Annotated in this window: 17 protein-coding genes; 13 read left to right on the top strand and 4 right to left on the bottom strand. The window is 63.6% G+C overall.

Annotation, left to right across the window (positions count from 1 at the left end; all coding sequences use genetic code 11):
• Nucleotides 1–10 precede the first annotated feature (10 nt).
• From rnhA to BLS27_RS16825, 3 genes are all read left to right on the top strand, one after another.
• Entirely contained in the window at nt 11–457 is a 447-nt protein-coding gene (rnhA, locus tag BLS27_RS16835) for a ribonuclease HI (RefSeq protein ID WP_043214135.1), read from the top strand.
• A gap of 131 nt (nt 458–588) precedes the next feature.
• Nucleotides 589–1,365, top strand: a complete 777-nt coding sequence (gene dnaQ / locus BLS27_RS16830; protein ID WP_043214132.1) for a DNA polymerase III subunit epsilon — start codon at nt 589–591, stop codon at nt 1,363–1,365.
• A gap of 129 nt (nt 1,366–1,494) precedes the next feature.
• Complete coding sequence (locus tag BLS27_RS16825) at nt 1,495–3,756, top strand: Orn/Lys/Arg family decarboxylase (protein ID WP_090345846.1); 2,262 nt, start codon at nt 1,495–1,497, stop codon at nt 3,754–3,756.
• On the opposite strand, the gene BLS27_RS16820 is transcribed toward BLS27_RS16825, so the two are convergent.
• Nucleotides 3,740–3,958: a hypothetical protein gene (locus BLS27_RS16820; RefSeq protein WP_043214129.1), complete on the bottom strand. Its 219-nt coding sequence runs from the start codon at nt 3,956–3,958 to the stop codon at nt 3,740–3,742. The genes BLS27_RS16825 and BLS27_RS16820 overlap by 17 nt on opposite strands.
• A gap of 154 nt (nt 3,959–4,112) precedes the next feature.
• Here BLS27_RS16820 and BLS27_RS16815 point away from each other — a divergent pair, with 154 nt between their 5' ends.
• Nucleotides 4,113–4,670 carry an NADPH-dependent FMN reductase gene (locus BLS27_RS16815; RefSeq protein WP_090345844.1) on the top strand — a complete coding sequence of 186 codons (558 nt, stop codon included), beginning with the start codon at nt 4,113–4,115 and terminating at the stop codon, nt 4,668–4,670.
• Between the two features lie 99 nt (nt 4,671–4,769).
• Here the strand turns inward: BLS27_RS16815 and phnX are convergent, their stop codons facing one another.
• Together phnX and BLS27_RS16805 are read right to left on the bottom strand one after the other, a co-directional pair.
• A complete protein-coding gene (gene phnX, locus BLS27_RS16810) occupies nt 4,770–5,597 on the bottom strand; it encodes a phosphonoacetaldehyde hydrolase (RefSeq protein WP_043214125.1) in 828 nt (275 codons plus the stop codon).
• A 37-nt stretch (nt 5,598–5,634) separates the two neighbouring features.
• Entirely contained in the window at nt 5,635–6,741 is a 1,107-nt protein-coding gene (locus tag BLS27_RS16805; RefSeq protein ID WP_043214121.1) for a 2-aminoethylphosphonate--pyruvate transaminase, read from the bottom strand.
• A 113-nt stretch (nt 6,742–6,854) separates the two neighbouring features.
• Here BLS27_RS16805 and BLS27_RS16800 point away from each other — a divergent pair, with 113 nt between their 5' ends.
• The 8 genes from BLS27_RS16800 (at nt 6,855) to BLS27_RS16765 (ending at nt 19,081) form a co-directional block, all read left to right on the top strand.
• Nucleotides 6,855–7,718 (top strand): LysR substrate-binding domain-containing protein, encoded by an 864-nt coding sequence (locus tag BLS27_RS16800; protein WP_043214119.1) that lies wholly within the window; start codon nt 6,855–6,857, stop codon nt 7,716–7,718.
• Nucleotides 7,719–7,816: 98 nt separating this feature from the next.
• Entirely contained in the window at nt 7,817–8,848 is a 1,032-nt protein-coding gene (locus BLS27_RS16795) for an AraC family transcriptional regulator (RefSeq protein WP_090345841.1), read from the top strand.
• Between the two features lie 69 nt (nt 8,849–8,917).
• Nucleotides 8,918–13,405, top strand: a complete 4,488-nt coding sequence (locus BLS27_RS16790; protein ID WP_090345838.1) for an NEL-type E3 ubiquitin ligase domain-containing protein — start codon at nt 8,918–8,920, stop codon at nt 13,403–13,405.
• Between the two features lie 121 nt (nt 13,406–13,526).
• A complete protein-coding gene (locus BLS27_RS16785; RefSeq protein WP_090345836.1) occupies nt 13,527–15,173 on the top strand; it encodes an AMP-binding protein in 1,647 nt (548 codons plus the stop codon).
• Between the two features lie 11 nt (nt 15,174–15,184).
• Nucleotides 15,185–15,952 (top strand): SDR family NAD(P)-dependent oxidoreductase, encoded by a 768-nt coding sequence (locus BLS27_RS16780; RefSeq protein ID WP_090345834.1) that lies wholly within the window; start codon nt 15,185–15,187, stop codon nt 15,950–15,952.
• Between the two features lie 12 nt (nt 15,953–15,964).
• Nucleotides 15,965–17,158 carry an acetyl-CoA C-acyltransferase gene (locus tag BLS27_RS16775; RefSeq protein WP_090345832.1) on the top strand — a complete coding sequence of 398 codons (1,194 nt, stop codon included), beginning with the start codon at nt 15,965–15,967 and terminating at the stop codon, nt 17,156–17,158.
• An 8-nt stretch (nt 17,159–17,166) separates the two neighbouring features.
• Nucleotides 17,167–18,294: an acyl-CoA dehydrogenase gene (locus BLS27_RS16770; RefSeq protein ID WP_090345830.1), complete on the top strand. Its 1,128-nt coding sequence runs from the start codon at nt 17,167–17,169 to the stop codon at nt 18,292–18,294.
• A 13-nt stretch (nt 18,295–18,307) separates the two neighbouring features.
• Entirely contained in the window at nt 18,308–19,081 is a 774-nt protein-coding gene (locus BLS27_RS16765; RefSeq protein ID WP_043213863.1) for an enoyl-CoA hydratase, read from the top strand.
• Nucleotides 19,082–19,589: 508 nt separating this feature from the next.
• Here BLS27_RS16765 and BLS27_RS16755 read toward each other — a convergent pair.
• Nucleotides 19,590–23,660 (bottom strand): DUF6543 domain-containing protein, encoded by a 4,071-nt coding sequence (locus BLS27_RS16755; protein WP_139205756.1) that lies wholly within the window; start codon nt 23,658–23,660, stop codon nt 19,590–19,592.
• Nucleotides 23,661–23,987: 327 nt separating this feature from the next.
• Here BLS27_RS16755 and BLS27_RS16750 point away from each other — a divergent pair, with 327 nt between their 5' ends.
• A complete protein-coding gene (locus tag BLS27_RS16750) occupies nt 23,988–24,392 on the top strand; it encodes a TraR/DksA family transcriptional regulator (RefSeq protein WP_043213866.1) in 405 nt (134 codons plus the stop codon).
• Nucleotides 24,393–24,443: the final 51 nt, after the last annotated feature.

Below are 24,443 nucleotides of genomic sequence, written 5' to 3'. Positions count from 1 at the left end.
AAGGCGGTACATGAGCGAGAGCGTCGAGATCTACACCGATGGTGCCTGCAAGGGCAACCCGGGCCCGGGTGGCTGGGGTGTGCTGATGATTTACAAAGGCGTCGAGAAGGAGCTGTGGGGCGGCGAGCGCGAAACCACCAACAACCGCATGGAACTGATGGCTGCGATCCAGGGGCTGATGGCACTCAAGCGTGAATGCGAGGTGGTGCTCACCACCGATTCGCAATACGTCATGAAAGGCATCAACGAGTGGATGGCCAACTGGAAGAAGCGCGGTTGGAAAACGGCGGCCAAGGAACCGGTGAAAAACGCCGACCTCTGGCAGCAGCTCGACGAGCAGGTCAACCGTCACAAGGTTACCTGGAAGTGGGTGCGTGGACACATCGGCCACCCTGGCAACGAGCGTGCCGACCAACTGGCCAACCGCGGTGTCGACGAAGTGCGTGCCAAGCGCTGAGTCCTTGAGTCAAAGGTGCACTGCAGCGGGTATGGCCGCTGCCACAAAGCCTGGGTTGGTCAGGTGGTAGCGGGTTCACCCGACGTAGCGCCCCACCCTGTCGTTTGGGGTACAATCCCGGCTTTGTCCTGATGCAAGTTGGAGCCACCCGCGTGGAGCAGCAAGTCAACCGGTACGTCGTCCTCGATACCGAAACCACCGGCATGCCGGTCACCGAAGGCCACCGGATCATCGAGATCGGCTGCGTCGAGGTCATCGGCCGGCGCCTGACCGGGCGCAACTTCCACGTCTATCTGCAACCGGACCGCGAGAGTGACGAAGGCGCGATCGGGGTGCACGGCATCACCGATGCCTTCCTGATCGGCAAACCGCGATTCGCCGATGTCGCCGAAGAGTTCTTCGAGTACATCAAAGGCGCGCACCTGGTCATCCACAACGCGGCGTTCGACGTTGGCTTCATCAACAACGAGTTCGCCCTGCTGGGCCAGCACGACCGCGCCGACGTTTCCCAATACTGCACCGTCATCGACACCCTGATGCTGGCGCGGGCGCGGCACCCGGGCCAGCGCAACAGCCTCGATGCGTTGTGCAAACGCTATGGCATCGACAACTCCGGTCGTGAGCTGCACGGCGCACTGCTCGACTCCGAACTGCTGGCCGACGTCTACCTGGCGATGACCGGTGGCCAGACCAGCCTGTCGCTGGCGGCCCATGGGGCAGACGGCGACGAGTCCGGCGAAGGCGGTACCGGCAGCGAGATCCGCCGCATTGTCGGGCGCCAGCCGGGGCGGGTCATCCTGGCCAGTGCCGAGGAGCTCGAAGCACATGCCGAGCGCTTGGCAGCGATCGCCAAATCGGCGGGGGCGCCGTCGATGTGGCAGGCGCTCACGGAGCCTGCCGCCAGCTGATTGGCTATACCGGGGCCGCTCTGCGGCCCTTTCCCAGGCGACGCCAGCGCCCGCAGAAAGATGCGCAGCCTGATCGGCCAGCTTCTACCCTGAAAGGACGGACCTGTCCTGCGAAGGGAGTAGTTGCCGATGTACAAGGACCTCAAGTTCCCCATCCTCATCGTCCACCGCGCGATCAAGGCCGACAGCGTCGCCGGTGAGCGCGTGCGCGGCATTGCCGAGGAGCTCGCCCAGGACGGTTTCGCCATCCTGGCCGCCGCCGACCAGGCTGAAGCCAGGCTGGTAGCGGCGACCCATCACGGCCTGGCCTGCATGTTGATCGCCGCCGAAGGCGTCGGAGAAGACGCTCATCTGTTGCAAAGCATGGCTGAGCTGATTCGCCTGGCGCGACAACGTGCGCCAGACCTGCCGATCTTCGCCCTCGGTGAACAGGTCACCCTCGAATATGCCCCGGCTGAAGCCATGAGCGAGCTCAACCAGTTGCGCGGCATCCTCTACCTGTTCGAAGACACCGTCCCCTTTCTTGCCCGTCAAGTCGCCCGCGCCGCCCACAATTATCTCGACGGCTTGTTACCGCCGTTCTTCAAGGCCCTGGTGCAGCACACCGCGCAATCGAACTATTCCTGGCACACGCCCGGTCATGGCGGTGGCGTGGCCTACCGCAAGAGCCCGGTGGGGCAGGCGTTCCATCAGTTCTTCGGGGAAAACACCTTGCGCTCGGACCTGTCGGTCTCGGTGCCCGAGCTCGGCTCACTGCTCGACCACACAGGCCCTTTGGCCGAGGCCGAAGCCCGAGCTGCGCGTAACTTCGGCGCCGACCACACGTTCTTCGTGATCAACGGTACATCGACCGCCAACAAGATCGTCTGGCATGCCATGGTCGGTCGCGACGACTTGGTGCTGGTGGATCGCAACTGCCACAAGTCGGTGGTCCACGCCATCATCATGACTGGCGCCATCCCGGTCTACCTGTGCCCGGAGCGCAACGAACTGGGCATCATCGGTCCGATCCCGCTCAGCGAATTCAGCGCGGCCTCGATTCAGGCGAAAATCAAGGCCAACCCTCTGGCCCGGGGGCGGGCGGCGCGTATTCGCCTGGCCGTGGTGACCAACTCCACCTATGACGGTTTGTGCTATCACGCAGGGCTGATCAAGCAGGAGCTCGGCGCCAGTGTCGAGGTGCTGCACTTCGACGAAGCCTGGTTCGCCTATGCCGCCTTCCACGAGTTCTTTGCCGGGCGCTATGCCATGGGCACAGCGCGTGGCGACGGCAGCCCGCTGGTGTTCAGCACCCATTCCACCCACAAACTGCTGGCAGCGTTCAGCCAGGCGTCGATGATCCACGTGCAGGATGGCAGCCAGCGGCAACTGGACCGCGACCGCTTCAACGAAGCCTTCATGATGCACATCTCCACCTCGCCGCAGTACAGCATTCTGGCGTCACTGGACGTGGCGTCGAGCATGATGGAAGGCCCGGCCGGGCGCTCGCTGTTGCAGGAGATGTTTGACGAAGCCCTGAGCTTTCGTCGTGCACTGGCTAACCTGCGTGAACACATCGCCGCTGATGACTGGTGGTTCAGCATCTGGCAGCCACCTGCAGCCGAAGGGATCCACCGCCTGGCGGCGCAGGACTGGCTGCTGCAGCCGGGCGCCGAGTGGCACGGTTTTGGCGAAGTGGAGCAGGACTACGTGCTGCTCAACCCGCTGAAGGTCACCCTGGTGATGCCGGGGCTCACGGCAGGGGGCGCCTTGGGCGAGCACGGCATTCCGGCGGCGGTGGTGAGCAAGTTTCTCTGGGAGCGAGGGCTGGTGGTGGAGAAGACCGGGTTGTACAGCTTCCTGGTGTTGTTCTCCATGGGTATTACCAAGGGCAAGTGGAGCACCTTGCTCACCGAGCTTCTGGAGTTCAAGCGCCACTACGATGGCAACACACCGTTGAGTCTTTGTCTGCCCAGCGTGATGGCGGTAGCGCCGTCACGCTATCAGGGCCTAGGGCTGCGTGATCTGTGTGAGCAGTTGCATGACTGCTACCGGACCAATGCAACGGCCAAGCAGCTCAAGCGGCTGTTCACCCGTTTGCCGGAGATGGCCATGAGCCCGGCCCAAGCCTATGACCAACTCGTGCGGGCAGAGGTGGAGGCCGTGCCGATCGAGGCGCTGCTGGGGCGTGTCTCGGCGGTCATGCTGGTGCCGTATCCACCGGGCATTCCGTTGATCATGCCGGGGGAGCGCTTTACCGACTCCACGCGGGCAATCATCGACTATCTGGCCTTCGCCCGGGCCTTCAACAGCGGTTTTCCGGGTTTTGTCGCCGATGTCCATGGCCTGCAATGCGAAGACGCTGGCCAGGGCCCCGTCTATACGGTCGACTGCATCAAGGAATGCGGATGAGTTCAACGCCGCTGCGGGCCAGTTCGAAGCGGTCTTCGCCCAGGTGATTGACCCGGTCGCCGACGGGCAGTCGGTAGGTGACGATGGGGGCGCCGAGGGTGCTGCCGTCGGCCTGGAGCGTCGACTCCTGGAACTCGTGCACGGGATAGATGCGGCCTTCGGCGTCACGAGCGTGGAATTGGCCGACCAGGATTGCTGCCATTTGCGAGAAAACCTCTGAAATTATCGGAAACATCTGCAGGCATAGACCGATGAAACCGGGGGGAAGTTTTCCGCAGGTGGGAAAAAAACTCCGGGAATGGGGAGCGGTCATCTATAACTACAACTTCCCCAACCAATAGAGGTTGCACACCACCATGAGCCAGGTTTATTCGGTAGCGGTCGTCGTCGGCAGCTTGCGTAAGGATTCCTACAACCGCAAGGTGGCCCGGGCCCTGGGAGAGTTGGCGCCCTCCAGCCTTGCGCTGAAGATCGTCGAAATCGGCGACCTGCCGTTGTACAACGAAGATGTCGAGGCCAATGCGCCGGAGGCCTGGAAGCGTTTTCGCGACGAGATCCGGCGCAGCGACGCGGTGCTGTTCGTCACCCCTGAATACAACCGCTCGGTCCCTGGTGGGCTGAAGAATGCCATCGATGTGGGCTCGCGACCCTACGGGCAAAGCGCCTGGAGCGGCAAGCCAGCAGCGGTGGTGAGCGTATCGCCGGGCGCGATTGGAGGGTTCGGGGCCAACCATGCGGTGCGTCAGGCGCTGGTGTTCCTGGACATGCCCTGCATGCAGATGCCGGAGGCCTACCTCGGGGGGGCGGCGAGCCTGTTCGAAGATTCGGGCAAGCTCAATGACAAGACTCGCCCGTTCCTGCAGGCCTTCATCGACAAGTTCGCGGCCTGGGTGAAGCTCAACCGCGCGGTCTGACATCTGCATGAGCGATCCGACCCATTCGTGGACGAGCCCGCACTGACGGGGCAGTGCATCCCTTGTAAGTGGGGCTTGTCCGCGAGCGGCACCTGAGGCTTACGAGGCCTGTGGCATTTCCCCTTTGGCCAGGCGACGGTTGATGTCGGCGATGACCTCTGGCAGCTCGTTGATGGTGTCGATCAGATAGTGTGGGCGGGAGCTTTCGAACATCGCGTGGATGCGCTTGCGCTCGCTTTCGAGCTTCTCGGCGCTCAGGGCGCGGTAACCCTCCCAGGTCAGGCCCAGGGCGTTGCCCGAACAGACCAGAGCGACGGTCCACATGCCGGCGCGACGGCCTTCGAGTATGCCTGGCACGGTGTCGTCGACCTTGACGCAGGCGGCGACATCATCGATGCCCAGGGCGATCACGTTGGCCAGGGCCTGGGCCGGCCACGGACGACCGTTCGGGGTTTCGTCGGTGGCCACCACGTGGTCGGCGACATACCCATTCTGCTTGGCCAGCTCCACCACCTTGTCCATCACCACTTTCGGGTAGCCGGAGCAGGAGCCGATCTTCAGGCCGTCCTTGCGCAGGCCTGTCAGGGTGTCCAGGGCGCCTGGGATCAGCGCCGAGTGCACGGCGATCTTCTCGATCTGCAGGGGCATGAAGCGTTCGTAGATGGCGGTGACATCGTCATCGGTCGGCGTACGGCCGAACACTTTGCGGTAGCGCTCGGCAATCTCGGGCACATCGCACAGGGTACGGATGTGATCCCACTTGCCCATGCCCATCGGGCCACGGGCTTCTTCGATGGATACCTGGACATCGAATTCGGCGAAGGCTTCGACGAAGATCTGGGTCGGGGCGAAGGAGCCGAAGTCGACCACGGTACCGGCCCAGTCGAGGATGGCGGCTTGCAGCTGGGTTGGGTTGCTGTAGTTCATGTGCGCGGGTTCCTGAAGAAAAGGGTCGGTCGTTGAATTAGATGTCCAGCACTTCCATTTCCCGCAGCACCTGGGCTACGGCATCGACGGCAGCTTGCATGCCCTCGGCACCCACCACGCCGATGCAGCCAACGCGGAAAGTTTCCACCTGGGTCAGCTTGCCCGGATAGAGGATGAAACCCTTGGCCTTGACGCGCTCGTAGAAGTCCTTGAACTGGTAGCGAGCGTCTCGCGGAGCATGGAAGGTGACGATGATCGGCGCCTGGATCTCGGCAGGCAGGAAGCTGCGCAGGCCGAGCTTGGCCATGCCCTCGAGCAGGGTCTTGCAGTTGTCGGCGTAGCGTTGGTGACGAGCGGGCAGGCCGCCTTCCTCGTTGTATTGCACCAGGGCTTCATGCAACGCCGCCACTACGTGAGTGGGCGGGGTGAAGCGCCATTGGCCGGTCTTGGCCATGTACGCCTGCTGGTCTTGCAGGTCCATGGCCAGGGAGTGGCAGTTGCCTTCGGAGGCGGCCAGGGCGTTTTTCTCGGCGAAGACGAAGCCCATCCCCGGTACGCCTTCAAGGCACTTGCCGGAGGCGGCGATAAGGGCCTCGAAAGGTACGTGTGCGGCATCGATCGGCAGGGCGCCGAAGGAACTCATGGCGTCGATGATCAGGCGCTTGCCGTGGCGTTTGACCACCTGGGCGATCTCGGGCAGCGGGTTGAGGATGCCGGTGCTGGTTTCGCAGTGGATCAGCGCCACGTGGGTGACGGCCGGGTCGGCGGCCAGCAGGCGGTCGACATCGGCGGCGGTGGTCGGTTGGTCTTCGGCGGTCTCGAAGGTGCTGTAGGCACGGCCCAGGACCTTGCAGATCTTGGCCAGGCGCTGGCCGTAGGCACCGTTGATCAGCACCAGCACTTTGCCGTCGCGTGGCACCAGGGTGCCGATGGCGGCCTCCACGGCGAAGGTGCCGCTGCCCTGCAGAGGGACGCAGTGGTGGGTGGCCGCGCCGTTGACGATGGCCAGCAGTTGCTCGCACAGGCTGGCGGTCAGCTGGTTGAAGTCGCGGTCCCAGGAGCCCCAGTCCACCAGCATGGCTTGGCGGGTGCGGGACGAGGTGGTCAATGGGCCAGGGGTCAGCAGGATCGGGGCGTTGCTCATTCCGGTATTCCTCACAAGCGGTGGGCTGAAACTTACGGGGCCTAAATTGCAATTTGCCGAGTTATCAATCAAATTGTTTGTCGTTATGCCAGCCATAAGTAAGGCCGATAGCTATGAACCTGTTCCAACTGCGTGCCTTCGATGCGGTGGCCCGCGAAGGCAGCTTCACCCGCGCCGCGGCGCGCCTGTTCATCAGCCAGCCGGCGGTGACCGGACACGTCAAGGCGCTGGAGGAGCACTACCAGATCACGTTGTTGCGCCGGACCGCGCGACGGGTGGAGTTGACCGAGGAGGGCACGCGTCTGGCGGCCATCACCCGGGCGATGTTCAGCCTGGCCGAAGAGGCCCAGGCGATGCTCGAGGCCAATCGGCAATTGCTCACTGGGCGCCTGGAGGTCGCGGCCGATGGCCCGCATCGGGTGATGCCGATGCTTGGCATGCTGCGGGCGCGCTATCCGGGCATCACCGTCAACCTGCGCCTGGGCAACGCCCAGGAGACCTTGGCGGCGCTGTTGTCCGAGCACGCCGACGTGGCCGTGCTCACCGAGGTCGAGCCGCGCAAGGGCCTGTACTTGCAAAGCCTGGGGGACTCGCGGCTGTGCGTGTTGTTGCCGGCCAGCCATCCTTGGGCTGCAGGCGAGGGCGAGTTGCCTCTGGCTGACCTGGACCGCCAGATCATGGTACTGCGCGAACCCAGCTCCATGACCCGCCGCACCTTCGACCAGGCCTGCACCGCGGCCAAGGTGCAGCCTCGGGTGTTGCTGGAGCTGGACAGCCGCGAGGCGGTCACCGAGGCGGTGGCGGCCGAGTTGGGCTTTGGCATCGTCTCGTCGATGGAGGTGGCCCACGACCCTCGGGTGGTGGCCAGGCCATTGGCCGGGGAAGGCTTGGTCAATCGGCACATGATCGGCTGCCTGGAGCGGCGCCGGGAATTGCGGCTGATCCAGGCGTTCCTGGGGTTGGCCGCAAGCCTTTGAAGCAAGCGCCACGCAGCAAGCCCCGCTACCCGGCGCTGGCGTTTTTCCCCCACGGGCCTAAGATGGCCGGCTGAAACAACACAGGCGCTGGATGGCCAATGAGCGAGAAAGACACCATTTCCATGCAACTGGTGCGCGAGGCGCTGTTGCAGACCTGCCCGGCCGGGCAGGCTGACGCGCCCTTGCTGGCCCGTGCTGGCATCGACGCCAGCGAGCTCGACCTGCCCCAGGCACGGGTCAGTGCAGAAGCCTACGCCCGGCTCTGGCGCCTGCTGGCGCGCCGTTGCAATGACGAATTCTTCGCCATGGACCCGCGCGGCCTGCGCAGTGGCAGCCTGGCGTTCCTGTGCCGGGCCAGCATGGCCCAACCCACCCTCGGTGCAGGGCTGGAAACTGCCCTGGCGTTTCTGTCGTTGATGCTCGAGGACCTGCAGCCGAGCCTGGTGCGCCAGCAGAGCCTGGCCGAAATCGTCATCAACGAGCCGCGGGAGACACCGCGCCGCGCCTTTACCTACTTCACCTTCTGGATGATCGTACACGGCGTGGCCTGCTGGCTGGCCGGGCGACGCATCCCGATCCTGGCCGTCGATTTGCGCTGTGCCGAGCCGCCGTTTTGCGACGATTATCGGGTGATGTTCTCGGAAAACCTGCAGTTCGACCGACCCCGCACGCGCATGATCATCGCCGCCGACTGCCTGGATGTACCGCTCAAGCGCACAGCAGAGGAACTGCAGCGTTTTCTGGCCGAAGCGCCGGGCAACATCCTCGTCAAGTACCGCGATCCGGCCAGCCTGGCACGGCGCATTCGCCACGACCTGCTGGTCTTGGACCCGGCCTCCTGGCCGGATGCCGAAACGCTGGCACGCCAGCTGTGCCTGTCTGCATCGACGCTGCGCCGTCGTCTGGCCGAAGAAGGCCAAACCTACCAGGGCCTCAAGGACAGCGTAAGGCGCCAATTGGCGATCCAATGGCTGGCCGATTGTGAGGTAGGGCTGGGCACTATCGCCGAACGTCTGGGGTTCGCTGACAGCAGCTCCTTCTACAAGGCGTTTCGTAAATGGTTTGGGTGCAACCCAGGGCACTACCGCGAGCTGAGCGGAACGTCCGGCCCGGCCAAGGCACTGCCCTAGGCGGATTTCCGTCTGCCGCGCGAGACGGCCTGTCGCCAAGGTGGCGCCTTTCGACACGAAGGGTTCACCATGACAAAGCGCGACAAGCTACCCCTGGATGCGGCAAAAAAAGCCAAGCTGGCCACGGCTACCGATGACTTCATCATCAAGCGATTGCCTGCTTGGCTGGAGCAGGGCACGCCTGGGCAGATCAGCGCGCTTCGGACGCATTACAAGGCACTGAAGGCCAGCCAGGCCAAGGTGAGCAAGGCGACCGAAGCCCTGGTCGGGCTCAAGGCGTATGCGGAGGAAAAACTGCGCCCGCTGCTGCCCACCACGCCGGCCCCCGATACGCTGCAATGGCGCGAGATCCTGCCCAGTCTGCAGGTTCCATTGAGCACCGGTTGGCTGGATTACACGCCCGATGAGCGTCGCCATCCCGGTCTGCTGAGACTGATGCAGAACTTCACCGAGGGCGCCCGGTTCTACGACGGCAGTGGTTTGGTGGCCGAAGGCAAAGACACCGTGCTGACACCTGACCTGACCGAGCTGGTCCGGCAATGCCGCGCACTGGACGCCGGTGCTGGCTATCAGGCTTTGCTGAACAAGGTATTCGACCCGTCCACTTGCACCGCCTTGGCTGGCGAAAAGCGCGCAGGTCTGAAGCTTGCGGCCGCTGTCGCTGGGCTGGAAGGACGGCTGGACAGCAGCGCGCAGGCGGCCTTGGAGCGGGTGGTGGATGCTGGCAGCGAGCAGGGCGGGCAGACACTCGCCTATCCCGGCTTGCTGACGGTACTCGGGCAGCCTTTGGTGGATGGGTTGCTGGTGCAACTGCGCGACAGTGAAGGTGAGGATGTGGGGCAGGTGCTCTACCTGGGAGGGGATCCGGAGCATGCCGTGCGCCATTATTCTTCCCGCTCGGCCTTGAACCAGGCCCTGGTTGAGTCACTCAAGCGGCCGGAGTATCAACAATCGTTCGGCCAGCGAATCGCGCTCGGCCAGCGGCCAGAATGGCTGGCACTGCTCAAACTGCGCCTGGCCGATACCCAGCCTGATCTGCAGATCGAAGGCGAACCGGTGACTGGCGATGTATTCGATGGCCTTGTGCAGCGCGAGGTTGAGCGCCTGAAAGCCGATGCCCGCCTGCTGTTGGTACCGACCGCCGAAGTGGACCACCAGGCCAGCAAGTCCAGGCTGCAGGCTTGGAAGGACGCGGGGCTTGGCTTGGCCAATCTGGCCGGGTTGTTCGTGCCTACTGTCGGGGCCGTGCTGCTGGGGCAGTTCGTCATGCAGACATTGGCTCATGTGTTCGAGGGGGCAGTGGACTGGCAGCGCGGCCATCAGCACGAGGCGCTTGATCATATGCTGGGTGTTGCAGAGAACCTGGCGGTGGCCGGCGTGGTGGCCACCGGCGCCCAGGCCGTGGCCAGTGGGTTTGAGCGCAGCGCGTTCGTCGATGCGCTGGAACCGGTGACGGTCGATGGCAGCACGGCTCGGCTCTGGAACAACGACTTGAGTGTCTATGCGTGTTCGCCGGCCGACCCCCAGCCTGCGCCGGATGGGCTCTGTGGCACGGGCGAGCGGCGCTGGCTGCGCCGGGGGCAACGCTACTACGAAGTACACCGGCCGGTATCGGACGGCCCCTGGCGTCTGCGTCATCCTGAGCGCCAGGACGCGTTTGGTCCAATCGTCGAGACCAATGGCGAGCGCTGCTGGCGTCTGCGCCAGGACAACCCGCTGGAGTGGAGCGACAGCGCCCAAATGCTCGATACCTTGTGGCCGATGCCCGAGCCCCTGGACGCCGAGCATGCCGAGCAGATTCTGCGCATCGCGGTGATGGACCAAACCCAGTTGCGCGCGTTACTGGTGGAGAACCGCCCATTGCCAGTGCAACTGCGCAGCACCTTGCGGCGTTTCGAGGCCCATGGACGAATCGAGGCGTTCTTCGATCACCTGGTCGCCGGCACCGAGGGCGAGGCGCAGATCCAGGCATGGTGCGATGCCCGACCTGAACTGCAGACGCTGAGCCCGACGGCCCGACGTGAAAAATTGCTGGGTGACCAGGCGCTGCTACGCGAGCAACTGCTCCAGCACCTGAGCCAGGAGACCCTGGCCGACGATGCGTTGCGCACCCTGCTGAAGCGGGATTTTCCCGGATTACCGGAGGCCTATGCTCAGGACGCGATCAGCGATGTGTCCGCGGCGCAGCGTAGCCTGGCGTTGGCCGAGTCCCGAATACCTCTGGCGCTCGCGCGCAGGGCGCGCGTGCTCAGTCAGCACGCTCGATTGGCGCGCGCCTTGGAAGGGGTCTACCTGTCCCATGCCGACAGCAACCTGTGTGGTGAACTGGTGTTGGCCGTGCTGTCGCGTGTGCCCAACTGGCCACAAGAGGTGAACCTGGAGCTGCGTGAAGGTTCGGACACCGGCCCGCGTCTGGCGGTGATCGCGCCCACGGCCAGGCGTGACGAGGCCCGAACGTTGCTGGTGCGCAAGGAAGGCCGGTTCCGTCTCTATGACTACCATGGGCGTGAGCTGGAAACAGACGTCGCCGAGCCGGGCGGGATCTTCGAGGCGGTCAGCGCCGCGCTGACGTCCGAGCAGGCCACTCGGTTGGGCTTGGCAGCCGGCGATGTGCCACAGGCGTTGCGTTTGCTGGTTCAAGGTCGACTGCCGACGACGCGCAAGGCACTGTTGCAACTGCTCAGCTGGCCGGAGCATGCAGCGTCGCTCAATCTGCCCCGACGCCTGACCGATGGCCGGCTCGGCTATCCACTCAGTGGCCGTGGCGCGGTGCGTCAGCGTGCGGCGGACACCTTGCGGATACGTATTCGCAGCCTGTACCCGCAGTTCGATGACGAGCGGGTGGAAGCATTTCTCGCGCAATTGCTCAGCTTACCGGGTTCGCCGTTCGAAGTGTTGCTGGTCCAGGAGAGCCAATATGCCCAGCTCGACGAGGCGCTCAACCTATGGGTGTCGGCTGAAGGGAGCGCATCCAGGCGCACGCTGCGCCAACACCTGGGCCAGCGGTTGCGCCAATGCTGGCGGCTGCAGGGGGAGTCGGTGACCGGGGAAGACGGGCAGCCACAAGGCATGCGCTTGGACCTGAGCGGTTTCGCGTCGCAGGTCCTGCCTGAGATACCCACGGAGGTCGAGTTCGCGCACGTAACGGAACTGTCACTGTCGAGCATGGATCTTGAGCAGGTGCCTACGCCGTTCCTGCGCTGCTTCGGTTCCGTACGGCGATTGAACCTGGCGGACAACCGCCTGCGCCGTGTGCCCCAAGGCTTGGGATATCTGTCCGAACTGCGCAGCCTGCAGCTGGCGCGCAACGGCATTCGGCTCGATGCCGCCGGCATCGCTATTCTCACGACATTGCCCGAGCTTCAGGTGCTGGACCTGAGCTTCAATCCACTGGGGGCGCAGGAGATGCGCTGGAACCATCTCCCAAGGCTGGATCAGCTACGCCTGCGCCGATGCAGCCTGGCTACCTGGCCGTCGGGCCTCGAGTTGTGCGAACGGCTCACATACGTGGATCTGCGTGACAACCTGATCGCCAGTGTTCCGACCGAGACGCTGCACATGCCTTTGGCGCATCGGATGGCGTTCATCATCGAGGGCAATCCGCTGCCGTCTTGGGAATTGGCTCGCCTGGTTGCGCTGGATATCGACCATTTGCCCCATGACCCGCTGGACATCGAGGTTGTGGAAGCAATCACAACCCGTGACCGGTGGCTGCACGATGGCCAGGCCGATCTGCGCGAGGCTCGACAGGCGCAATGGGACAGCCTTGCCGCGACACCCGAAAGCAACGGCCTGTTCGAACTATTGGGCGAACTGCGACGCACATCGGATTACCAACGCACGCCAGCGGATCTGGCCGAGCAAGTCTGGGAACTCATTGGGTTCCTGGCCGACAACCCGTCCCTGCGCGACGGTTTGTATGCGTGGGCCAATCAGCCGCGCACCTGCAGCGACAGCGTTGCCCGTCAGTTCAGTGACCTGCTGGTGCACCGGCAGGTGGTCGAGGTGGAAAATCGAACGGGTATTGAAGACGCAGGCGAAGCGCTGCTGGAGCTGGGCCGCAAGTTGTTCCGCCTGGATCAGGTGCAGCGTTTCGCCTCCCGGGACATTGCCCAGCGGGTGGCTGCCGGGCGGGCCGTCGATGCCGTCGAGATCGATCTGTTCTACCGGGTGCGCCTGGCCCAGACCCTGGACTTGCCTTTCCAGCCGCGCACGATGCGCTTCACGAACCTGGCCAACGTCAGCGAAGCACAGTTGCAAGAGGCCTTGCGCACCGTGCAGGCTGCGCAAACCAATCAAGCGCTGGCCGAGAGCCTGGGGGGGAGGCAGTTCTGGCGCGACTACGTGCAAGCCCGCCATCCGGCGGCCTTTGCCGATCTTGGCGCGTCTTTCGAGGCGCAAGGCTCGGAACTGGACGACGCCCGCACAGGGCTCTCCAGCCAGGAGTACACCGAGCGATGGGCGCGTTTGCAGAAGGCGCGAGAGGCGGCGGTGCAGAAGAGGGTCGAGCTGTTGACCTGCGAAATCCTCGAGTCGCAGGCCCTCGATCAGGCGTGAGATGACAACGGCCAAACCGGTCATCCAGATTGACAGCTTTGGCCATTGCCGGCCTGGGTGACCGGCGCGAACATCGTCAGACAAAGGGTCCACTCCAACAACAATAACCAGGAGTCTGACGATGCGTGACTACGCCGAAGCCGCCCGTTCGTTCGATTACACCCAGGCTGTCCAGGCTGCGTTGCAGGGCAACCTGCAGGCCCTGAATGCCTGTGTCGAATGCTGCGACCGCCATGTGGGCAGCGATCGGCCTGCGTTGATCTGGGAGGATCGCGACGGTAATGGCGCGGTCTACAGCTTCGACCAACTGCAGGCCCTGGCCAAGCGCTTTGCCAATGTCTTGAAGGCTCAAGGCGTCGGCGCCGGTGACCGGGTCGCCGGCCTGATGCCACGCACCCCTGAGTTGTTGGTGAGCATTCTCGCCACCTGGCGTCTGGGGGCGGTCTACCAGCCGCTATTCACCGCCTTCGGTCCCAAGGCGATCGAGCATCGCCTGGAGCGGTCCCACGCCCGTGTGGTGGTCACCGAGCGCAACAACCGGCCCAAGCTCAACGATGTCGCGGATTGCCCGACGATCATCACGGTGGGCGCGGCGGCCGGTGAGCTGGATTTTCATACCGAGCTCAACGCTGCCCCCAACGAATGCGAGCCTGTGTGGCGTACTGGGGACGACCCCTTCCTGCTGATGTTCACCTCCGGCACCACCGGGCCGGCCAAGCCACTGGAGGTGCCGTTGCGGGCCATCGTCGCCTTCCAAGGCTACATGCGCGATGCCATCGATCTGCGCCCGGACGACAACTTCTGGAACCTGGCGGACCCGGGCTGGGCCTATGGTCTTTACTACGCCGTCACCGGCCCGTTGGCCTTGGGGCACGCCACCACCTTTTACGACGGCCCGTTCAGCGTCGAGAGCTGCGCACGGATGATCGACAAGCACGGCATCACCAACCTGGCCGGCTCACCGACTGCTTATCGGCTGCTGATAGCCGCCGGCAGCGATTTCTCGGCACCGATCAAAGGTCGTCTGCGGGTGGTCAGCAGTGCCGGCGAGCCGCTGAACCCGGAGGTCATTCGCTGGTTCGCGGACGAGCTGGGCGTGACCATCCACGACCATTACGGCCAGACCGAGCTCGGCATGGTGCTGTGCAACCACCACGCGCTCAAGCATACCGTCCACCCAGGCTCGGCCGGCTTCGCCATCCCCGGCCACCGCATCGTGGTGCTGAACGAGCAGGGCAACGAGTTGCCGTCCGGACAGCCCGGCATCCTCGCCGTCGATCGCGAACAGTCGCCGCTATGCTGGTTCGGGGGCTACCACGGGTTGCCGACCAAGGCCTTCGTCGGCAAGTACTACCTGAGCGGTGACACCGTCGAGCTCAATGCCGATGGCAGCATCAGCTTTGTCGGTCGCAGTGACGATGTGATCACCACCTCAGGCTACCGGGTCGGGCCGTTCGACGTGGAGAGTGCGCTGATCGAACATCCAGCGGTGATCGAGGCTGCGGTGATCGGCAAACCCGATCCGGAACGTACCGAACTGATCAAGGCATTCGTGGTGCTGGCCAAGGGGTTCGAAGGCAGCGCCGAACTGGAGGAAGCCCTGCGCCAGCATGTGCGTCAGCGTCTGTACGCCCATGCCTACCCGAGGGAAATCGAATTCGTCAGCGAGCTGCCCAAGACGCCGAGCGGCAAGCTGCAACGCTTCATCCTGCGTAATCAGGAAATTGCCCTACAACAAGCCGCGCAGGCTTCACACGCCAGCGCCTGAGGAAGTACATCATGCAGATAGCCAACAAGCATTTCATCGTCAGTGGCGCAGCTTCCGGGCTCGGTGCTGCCACCGCGCAGATGCTGGTCGCCGCCGGTGCCAAGGTCATGCTGGTCGACCTCAATGCCGAAGCGGTCGAGGCCAAGGCCCGTGAGCTGGGCGAGCAGGCCCGCTTCGCCGTCGCCGACATCAGCGACGAGCAGGCGGCCAAAGCGGCCGTCGATGCTGCGGTCAGCGCCTTCGGCAGCCTGCACGGGCTGGTCAATTGCGCCGGCATCGTCGGCGCCGAGAAGGTCCTAGGCAAACATGGCCCCCATGGCCTGGCCAGCTTCGCCAAGGTGATCAACGTCAACCTGATCGGCAGTTTCAACCTGCTGCGCCTGGCGGCGGCGGCCATGGCCGAAGGGGCGGCGGACGAAGGCGGCGAGCGCGGGGTGATCATCAATACCGCCTCGATCGCCGCCTACGACGGGCAGATCGGCCAGGCCGCCTATGCCGCTTCCAAAGGCGCCATCGCCAGCCTGACCTTGCCGACGGCCCGTGAGCTGGCGCGTTTCGGTATCCGCGTGATGACCATTGCCCCAGGCATCTTCGAGACGCCCATGATGGCCGGCATGACCCAGGAGGTCCGCGACTCCCTGGCCGCTGGCGTGCCGTTCCCGCCGCGCCTTGGGCGCCCGCAGGAATACGCAGCCCTGGCCCGCCATATCATCGAGAACAGCATGCTCAACGGCGAGGTGATCCGCCTCGACGGTGCCTTGCGCATGGCTGCCAAGTAAGGAGATCCGCACATGACACTCGCCAACGACCCGATCGTCATCGTCAGCGCCGTGCGCACGCCCATGGGCGGTCTGCAGGGCGACCTCAAGAGCCTGAGTGCGCCGCAGCTGGGCGCTGCCGCCATCCGTGCCGCCGTCGAGCGTGCCGGTATCCAGGGCGACAGCGTCGAGCAGGTGCTGTTCGGTTGTGTCCTGCCGGCAGGCCTCGGCCAGGCACCGGCACGCCAGGCTGCGCTTGGCGCGGGGCTGAACAAGCACACCACCTGTACCACCCTGAACAAGATGTGCGGCTCGGGCATGCAGGCGGCGATCATGGCCCATGACCTGCTGCTGGCCGGCAGCGCCGATGTGGTGGTGGCCGGCGGCATGGAAAGCATGACCAATGCGCCATACCTGCTGGACAAAGCCCGCGGCGGCTACCGCATGGGCCATGGCAAGATCATCGACCACATGTTCATGGACGGTCTGGAAGACGCCTACGACAAGGGCCGTCTGATGGGCACCTTCGCCGAGGATTGCGCCCAGGCCAATGGGTTCAGCCGCGAGGCTCAGGACCAGTTCGCCATCGCCTCGTTGACCCGCGCTCAGGACGCTATCAAGAACGGCCGCTTCGCCGCAGAGATCGTGCCGGTGGAGGTCACCGAGGGCAAAGAGAAGCGCCTGGTCAGCGACGACGAGCAGCCACCGAAGGCTCGCCTGGACAAGATCCCGCAACTGCGCCCGGCCTTCCGCGACGGCGGCACCGTGACGGCCGCCAACTCCAGCTCGATTTCCGATGGCGCTGCCGCGCTGGTGTTGATGCGCCGCTCCGAGGCGCAAAAGCGCGGGCTCAAGCCGCTGGCGGTGATCCATGGCCACGCGGCCTTCGCCGACGCCCCGGCGTTGTTCCCCACCGCACCCATTGGCGCCATCGACAAATTGATCAAGCGCACTGGCTGGAACCTGGCCGAGGTGGACCTGTTCGAGATCAACGAAGCCTTCGCGGTGGTCACCTTGGCGGCCATGAAACACCTGGATCTGCCGCACGAGAAGGTCAATATCCATGGCGGCGCCTGCGCCCTGGGCCATCCGATCGGTGCCTCCGGCGCACGCATCCTGGTGACCTTGCTATCGGCCTTGCGCCAGAACAATCTGCGCCGCGGCGTGGCGGCCATCTGCATCGGCGGTGGCGAGGCTACGGCCATGGCCGTCGAGTGCCTGTATTGAGGTGAACCATGCTGGTAACTGACGAGCAACAACAGATCGCCGACGCCGTCCGTGCATTCGCGCAGGAGCGCCTGAAACCTTTTGCCGAGCAGTGGGACAAGGAGCACCGCTTCCCTCGCGAAGCCATCGCCGAGATGGCTGAGCTGGGCCTGTTCGGCATGCTGGTGCCGGAGCAATGGGGCGGTAGCGACACCGGGTATGTGGCCTATGCCATGGCACTGGAAGAAATCGCCGCGGGCGATGGTGCCTGTTCGACCATCATGAGCGTGCACAACTCGGTCGGCTGCGTGCCGATCCTGCGCTTTGGCAACGAGCAGCAAAAAGCGCAGTTCCTGACGCCGCTGGCCAGCGGCCAAATGCTCGGCGCGTTCGCCCTGACCGAACCCCAGGCCGGCTCCGACGCCAGCAGCCTGAAAACCCGCGCACGCCGCGACGGCGACCACTATGTGCTCAGCGGCAGCAAACAGTTCATCACCTCCGGACAGAACGCCGGGGTGGTGATTGTCTTCGCCGTGACCGACCCTGAGGCCGGTAAGCGTGGCATCAGTGCGTTCATCGTGCCCACCGATTCGCCGGGTTACCAGGTGGCGCGGGTCGAAGACAAGCTGGGTCAGCATGCTTCCGACACTTGCCAGATCGTGTTCGACGAGGTGCGTGTGCCGATGGCCAATCGCCTGGGCGAAGAGGGCGAGGGTTACAAGATTGCCCTGGCCAACCTTGAGGGCGGGCGCATCGGCATTGCCTCCCAGGCCGTGGGTATGGCCAGGGCGGCATTCGAAGTGGCGCGCGACTACGCCAATGAGCGCCAGAGCTTCGGCAAGCCACTGATCGAGCATCAGGCCGTGGCCTTCCGCCTGGCCGATATGGCCACGCGCATCGCCGTGGCCCGGCAGATGGTGCTGCATGCCGCGGCACTGCGCGACGCAGGCCGTCCGGCGCTGGTCGAAGCCTCCATGGCGAAGCTTTTCGCCTCGGAAATGGCAGAAAAGGTCTGTTCGGATGCCTTGCAGACGCTCGGCGGTTATGGCTATCTGAGCGACTTCCCGCTGGAGCGGATCTACCGCGACGTTCGGGTCTGCCAGATCTACGAAGGCACCAGCGACATTCAGCGCATGGTCATTGCGCGCAATCTTTGAAGGAGCAGTCTGCATGGCATTCGAAACCATCCTGTTGGACATCCATGGCAAGGTCGGCCTGATCACCCTCAACCGGCCCCAGGCGCTCAATGCCCTGAACGCGCAGATCGTCGGCGAGATCAACCAGGCTTTGGACCAGCTCGAGCGTGACCCGAACATTGGCTGCGTGGTGCTCACCGGCTCGGCCAAGGCCTTCGCCGCGGGTGCTGACATCAAGGAAATGGCCGAGCTCAAGTATCCGCAGATCTACGTCGAAGACCTGTTCAGCGACGCCGACCGTATCGCCAACCGCCGCAAGCCGATCATCGCGGCTGTGTCCGGCTTTGCCTTGGGCGGTGGTTGTGAGCTGGCGATGATGTGCGACTTCATCCTGGCCGCCGACAACGCCAAGTTCGGCCAGCCTGAGATCAACCTCGGCGTGCTGCCTGGCATGGGCGGTACCCAGCGCCTGACCCGTGCGGTGGGCAAGGCCAAGGCCATGGAACTGTGCCTGACCGGTCGCCTGATGGGCGCCGAAGAGGCCGAGCGCGCTGGCCTGGTGGCCCGCGTGGTGCCGCAGGCTGAATTGCTCGAGGAGGCCCTGAAGGTCGCCGCGACCATCGCCAGCAAATCCATCCCGGTGAGCATGATGGTCAAGGAAAGCGTCAACCGCGCCTTCGAAGTCACCCTCAGCGAAGGGGTGCGCTTCGAGCGCCGGGTGTTCCATGCAGCGTTCGCCACCGAGGACCAGAAAGAAGGCATGGCCGCCTTCATCGCCAAGCGCGAGGCGCAATTCAAGGATCGTTGAGAACAGTCGGGGCGCCTGAGGGCGCCCCGGTCGTTTCAGATGTTGAAGAAGTACTGCTGTGCGTCGGCCAGGGAAATTGGGCTGCGGTAGACGTCTTCGGTCTGGCCCGTGTCCGGCCGATTGACCTGCGCGCCTTGGGCGTATCGCTGCGCTGCCGGCTTGAGGTGACCAGCGACGAAGGCACGCTGGTCGGCCTCGAGCGTACGGTAGTGAAAGTGCGCGACCCACAGCAATGATTCGCCCTTGTAGATCCCGTAGTCGTCCAGGTAGTCCGCGGGTCTGCCCTTGACCCGGGCGAGCAGCTTGCGCGGGTTCTCCCTGCGGACGGTCACTACTCCTTGGTCAATCAGAAAACGCAGCTCGGCCATGCGCGGTTTTTGCTCCAGCGCCGCGTTGGTGCGCAGCTCGATCGCTTTGCGGGTGAGCAGGGCGTCCAGGTCTTCCAGTTCCTTGATCGTCCCCGCGGCATCGCGGTTGCCACTGACTTCGTCTGTCTGGTTGTCGGCCGTCAGGTGCTGTTCGATCGCTTCGCGCAAGGTACGCAGGCGATCGCGCTGGTGGTGCAGCAGCTCTTCGATCTCAATGGGCAGGTACTGGCTGAAGGTGCCGCCTTCCAGGCGTTGCAGTTCTTTGCGTGCGCTCTGTAGGCGCGCTTGGCTGTCCTTGAGCACGTGTTTGAGCTTGCGCACGGCTGTGGGTTTGGTAGGTGTTTTCGTCGCCAACTGCACCCACCGATCGTTCTCCAGTTTGTAGCTGCGAGCACCGGCATTGTGCGAGGCAATGGGGATATCGACGACAGTGTCGTCATCTGGACGGACATTGCCAGTAGCACATCGCCTTCCTGGGTTTCGATCAGGCCTGGCACTTGTTTGCGCAGCTGGTTGACGGTGGTGCGGGGGAGCGTTGCCGCGTGCTCGTCGAGCGTGGGTTGCAGCTCCTGGGCAGCGCTGTCGATGTCTTCCTGGAGGCGGGCAAGGGTCTGTCGGGCTGTGTCCTGGTCCAAGTGTGTCTTGAGGTTGCCCAGCTGACGACGAGCCGTCTTGAAGTGGCGGTCGATGCTGACGGCCAACCGACTGATCACATCGTCATTAGGTTGCCCGAGGGTAAGCAGTTGTTGGCGCTGGGCGAACGCCAGATCAAGGCTTTCGCCACAGCGCTGCAGCCAATACTCACTGTCGTCGTCGAGTGCTTCGAGCAGCGACAAGCGGTTGACGCAAGCCTCGATGCGCGACCAGCGCCACGCCAGTGGCGACTTGACCAACTCCCAATCGATCGCGGCCGCGTCGCGATACTCGATGATCTTCGGTTGCGAACGGCTGGCAAGGCGCTGAAGTTGCTCCATGCTATCGACCAGGTGCTGGCTGTTGTCCAGCAACTTGTTCAGCAGTGGCAGCAAGGTCTCGATGCGTTGGCCCAGGCTACGTTTGTCAGCCTCGGTAAGCTCGTAGCCCCCGTGATGACGCTTGATCATTTCATCGATTTGCTCCCGGATGGGCGCGTGCAACCAAGTCAGGGTTTCATCGACTTTCTTTGCATAGTGCAATTGCTGGTACAGGGCGTAGGCGCGTTTGATCTTGTATTCGTGCAGCGGCTTGAGGCCGTTGAATTGATGGATGCGTTTCAAGTGTTCTTGCCAGAACGTGGTGAAGTCCTCGAGCTTTGCCAGATAGTTGCGCAGGATGCTGTCGGGTGCGTGGCGGTGGGCGAGCCGTGCCACCTTGTCGAGGTATTCTCGTTGGCTTTTCTGGTAGGTCACGTCCTGCTGGATCTGAGCCTGCAGCGCTGCCAACTCTTGTTGGTTGGCGTTGCGCAACTGTTCGACCCGGCGGTGCAGGGGCATGCCAGCGCGCAGGCGCAGGCCCAGATCCAGTTGCCAGCGACCGGCTTCATCGCGTCGCAGCCAAGGGCCTTTGATGAGTTCGTCTTTGCTGTTGACGATGCGCGGGCATTGCTGATTGGCGTCGAACTCGACCTGGTAGACCTTGTCGTCGATCGCAACCCAGCTTCTGTCTTTATAGAGAAACAGCTCCTTCAAGGGGCCGCTGGGGATGGGCTTGCCCAACCGGGCCAAGGGGATATCCGCGCAGAGTCCTTCTAGAGTCTTTCGCTGTAGCGGGTCGAGCGTGCGTTTGGGGTTCGCCCAGGAAAAGTCGAGGACTTGCTCACGTGGCGACACTGTCAAGGTCGGCAGGGCCGGTAGCAAGGCTGTGGCAGAGTCGGCTTGAGAACCGCGCGAAGCGGCTTCACGCACCACCTCGATACGCTTGAAAGCATGGTTGAGTAGAAGCAGCGCCAGATTGACGAGAAACTCCACGAGGGAGGCGATGCGTTCGCCCGCGCTCTGGTATTGGTGCTCGCCCACCAGTTCGAGGAAGGCGGTTTCCAGCTGGATGGTCCAGATCGGTGCGGCCAACGGTTCGGCTGCGAAGGGCAGTGCAGTATTGAGCAGCAGCCAGCCCAGGGATTTCCAGCGCTCCCAACGGGCTTGGGCGCTGGTCTGGGCATGGGCTTGGAATTGGCTGATGGTTTCATCGATGCACCCGTGGTAGATGGCGTGGGCCGGGTCGGTCAGTGCTGGCTCCTGCGCCAGGGTGACCGGGGCGGGGGCGCCGAACGGGACGGCCCAGTCATCTTCCAGGGGATGGAACAGGTGCGGTTCGAGAAAGCCCCCATGGGCATAGACCTTGCGGGCCTGTTCGGGCAAACGCTCGAGCAGGTCATCTTGTAGTGGACCGGGGGCAGCAATTGCGTCAAGCAGCGCCTGTCTGTCCTCGAAAGCTAACAAGGGCTCGCTGTGCAGCGGGCGGTAGAGCAGACAGGGCTGTGAGGTGGCGGTTTGTGCTTCGATCAGCCAGGTGTTGAGCGGATGGTCGGGGCTGGCATCCAGGCTTCTAAGCAATCCGAGTGGGCGCATTTGCCAGGCAGTACTGCGTTGCGGGGCCTCGCCAAATACGTCTCCGATATCCTTGATGACGTCGAAGCCTATTGGTTTGCCTCGCAGGTTCAGTTCCAAGGCAAGGGCGGGGAGTTGTGTGTGCAACTGCCGTCTGAGCAACGATTCCCGACGAGACCGTTGCATCGGATCATCGAGCAGCGTGGAAAGCAGCATGGCCGGGTAGTGCTGTGCGACATCCACCTTGGTGACGAGGTTGCGCAAGTAGGATTCATCGAACCAGTCCGGCACCGGCTTGCCGTCGAGTGCCTGGACCGTGACCTTGCCTGGGCGTAACAGCCCCAGGTTGCTGATTGCCAGTTGAGGCAGGGTGAAGGTTTCGGTGTGTGGCGCATTGTCCGTGGCGATGGTTTCCTGGACCGGCAGTGCGGCTACGGTGGTTTGGGCATTGACGACTCTGAGCGTCGAGAGGTCCAGGTTGGCCTCGGGGTGATCCTTCTGAATGCGCGCCAGAAGTTGCTGCGTGGCGAATGTCTGGGCATCGGGCACGCCATCGAGCCAGGAGGTGTACTGGGCGTCATGATAGCCTTGGGCGATCTGGGTCAGCAGCGTGCTGTAGCGCAACAGTTTTTTCGGGGAAGCTTCCTTCAGCCAGACGGGCAAATGGCCTGCCAGGCGCTCGTGCAGGGTGGCCTCGGCCGGGCTGCACAGGCCGAACATCGATGTCAGGCGGTCCAGGGCGGTCGACAGATCGGTCGCGCGGACCAGATCGTCTTCTGGCCAGGCTGTCAGATGCGATCCATGTAACTGCTGGCACAGCACCCCGAGTGCCTGGCTTTGAAAATAGGGCAAGGTCGGAACAATCAGGTGTACGTCTGGCCCGGATACACCGGGCAACGATGGCCAGGGCCTGGCGGTGTGGGCCAGCAGCGCTTGGCGTGAAGGGAAGGACGTCAATTTCCCGGTAGGGGTGAAGAGCAATGTCGTGTTCTTCTCGGCTGGGGCGCCACCGTGTTCGATCAATAGCGCACTGGAGAGCTCCGGATCCAGCTGCCAGTTGTTCATGAAGTCCATGCGCAGATTGTTGACCTGAATCTGGAAGGGCTCCAGGCTGGCGTGTGTGCGTGGGTCAGGATGCGCCTGCACCCATTGCGCCGTCGTCAGGGCCTGCTCAGGCAGTGTCGTGTCACGTTTGCTGTCCAGAACGGCCTGGGTGAACTGTTGCTGCAGGTAATCGCTGTACCACTGCCAGGGCGTCTGTCCCTTGTCATCGGTGTCGCTCCAGAAGCTGATCAGGGCTTGCTGATAGGCTTCCAGCATGAACGGGCCGCATTCATTGATCATGAGTGCCAGAGGGTCAAGATCCAGTGACAATGCCTTCTGGGGCGCATGTTCTGGTACGGAGGTGACGTAATCTTCGTGAGGCGTCAGATTCAGCGTACGGCGCAGGCAATAACGCTCGACGAGCACATGGCTCAACGGGCGGATAAAAGGTGGCGCCGACGCCGGGCCGAGACTGACCAGAAACAGCTCACGAGGGTCCGCACTGGACGGCAGGCGGCGTGTCAGCCATTGTTCGGCAAGCACCTGGTCAGCGATGTCGAACAGGCTCGGGCGAGTGCTGAAGCGGATCGCCACCTGGCATTCCAGGCTTGGGCTTGCGGGGCGTTGGGAAGGGTTGCTCATGGACAGCTCCGAATATGAACGGTCCATTAGCAAAGCCGCCTTCGTGACGCCGAGGTCGGTAGCCCGCTACCACGTTGTGCATGCGCCTCGCCTGGCTTTGCCTTTTGCAGCGTAAAACCGACGAGCTGATGCCGTGGTGCTGGTCGCAACAAGGGGCATTTCGGGTAAATTCACGGATCAATGGTGTTGCCCCACACGGCCCGCCGCCTTAGACTGCCGCCCCCTGTAAAACAGAGCCGGTTGGCGCTTTAAGAATTTCGTTGCCCACGAACTGTCGTTGGCGACACCCGAATCGCCCAAAATGCCTATATTTTCATAGAGAAATCGATGACCAAGGAACAGTTGCTGGCTATGTCGGCCGATGACTACATGAATGCCGAACAGTTGGCTTTCTTCACTGGCCTGCTGCAAGCGATGAAAGTCGAAACCCACGAGCGCATCGAGCTGAGCCGCGCCACCATCGAAAGCCTGGACACGCCTTCGGATCCGGCCGACGTGGCCTCGGTGGAAGAAGAGCGCCACTGGCTGGTCAACGCTATCGAGCGTGACCAGCGCCTGCTGCCGCAGCTGGAAATGGCTCTGGGCCGCATCGCTGACGAAAGCTTCGGCTGGTGCGACGACAGCGGTGAGCCTATCGGCCTGCAGCGTCTGCTGATCAGCCCAACCACCAAATACTGCATCGAAGCCCAGGAACGTCACGAACAGCTCGACCGCCACCAGCGCCAGATCTGATCGTCATGTCCAGCAGAGGCCCCATGAAGCGATTCATGGGGCCTTTTGCGT

Origin of the sequence: Pseudomonas guariconensis, from assembly GCF_900102675.1 — a bacterium.
Classification (GTDB): domain Bacteria; phylum Pseudomonadota; class Gammaproteobacteria; order Pseudomonadales; family Pseudomonadaceae; genus Aquipseudomonas; species Aquipseudomonas guariconensis.
Note: the sequence above shows the minus strand (reverse complement) of the source record. Positions and strands in the feature narration are given on the sequence as shown.

Excerpts from the sequence above, each read along its gene's own strand:
- rnhA (WP_043214135.1), top strand. The coding sequence starts at position 11 with ATGAGCGAGAGCGTCGAGATCTACACCGATGGTGCCTGCAAGGGCAAC.
- dnaQ (WP_043214132.1), top strand. The coding sequence starts at position 589 with ATGCAAGTTGGAGCCACCCGCGTGGAGCAGCAAGTCAACCGGTACGTC.
- BLS27_RS16825 (WP_090345846.1), top strand. The coding sequence starts at position 1,495 with ATGTACAAGGACCTCAAGTTCCCCATCCTCATCGTCCACCGCGCGATC.
- BLS27_RS16820 (WP_043214129.1), bottom strand. The coding sequence starts at position 3,958 with ATGGCAGCAATCCTGGTCGGCCAATTCCACGCTCGTGACGCCGAAGGC.
- BLS27_RS16815 (WP_090345844.1), top strand. The coding sequence starts at position 4,113 with ATGAGCCAGGTTTATTCGGTAGCGGTCGTCGTCGGCAGCTTGCGTAAG.
- phnX (WP_043214125.1), bottom strand. The coding sequence starts at position 5,597 with ATGAACTACAGCAACCCAACCCAGCTGCAAGCCGCCATCCTCGACTGG.
- BLS27_RS16805 (WP_043214121.1), bottom strand. The coding sequence starts at position 6,741 with ATGAGCAACGCCCCGATCCTGCTGACCCCTGGCCCATTGACCACCTCG.
- BLS27_RS16800 (WP_043214119.1), top strand. The coding sequence starts at position 6,855 with ATGAACCTGTTCCAACTGCGTGCCTTCGATGCGGTGGCCCGCGAAGGC.
- BLS27_RS16795 (WP_090345841.1), top strand. The coding sequence starts at position 7,817 with ATGAGCGAGAAAGACACCATTTCCATGCAACTGGTGCGCGAGGCGCTG.
- BLS27_RS16790 (WP_090345838.1), top strand. The coding sequence starts at position 8,918 with ATGACAAAGCGCGACAAGCTACCCCTGGATGCGGCAAAAAAAGCCAAG.
- BLS27_RS16785 (WP_090345836.1), top strand. The coding sequence starts at position 13,527 with ATGCGTGACTACGCCGAAGCCGCCCGTTCGTTCGATTACACCCAGGCT.
- BLS27_RS16780 (WP_090345834.1), top strand. The coding sequence starts at position 15,185 with ATGCAGATAGCCAACAAGCATTTCATCGTCAGTGGCGCAGCTTCCGGG.
- BLS27_RS16775 (WP_090345832.1), top strand. The coding sequence starts at position 15,965 with ATGACACTCGCCAACGACCCGATCGTCATCGTCAGCGCCGTGCGCACG.
- BLS27_RS16770 (WP_090345830.1), top strand. The coding sequence starts at position 17,167 with ATGCTGGTAACTGACGAGCAACAACAGATCGCCGACGCCGTCCGTGCA.
- BLS27_RS16765 (WP_043213863.1), top strand. The coding sequence starts at position 18,308 with ATGGCATTCGAAACCATCCTGTTGGACATCCATGGCAAGGTCGGCCTG.
- BLS27_RS16755 (WP_139205756.1), bottom strand. The coding sequence starts at position 23,660 with ATGAGCAACCCTTCCCAACGCCCCGCAAGCCCAAGCCTGGAATGCCAG.
- BLS27_RS16750 (WP_043213866.1), top strand. The coding sequence starts at position 23,988 with ATGACCAAGGAACAGTTGCTGGCTATGTCGGCCGATGACTACATGAAT.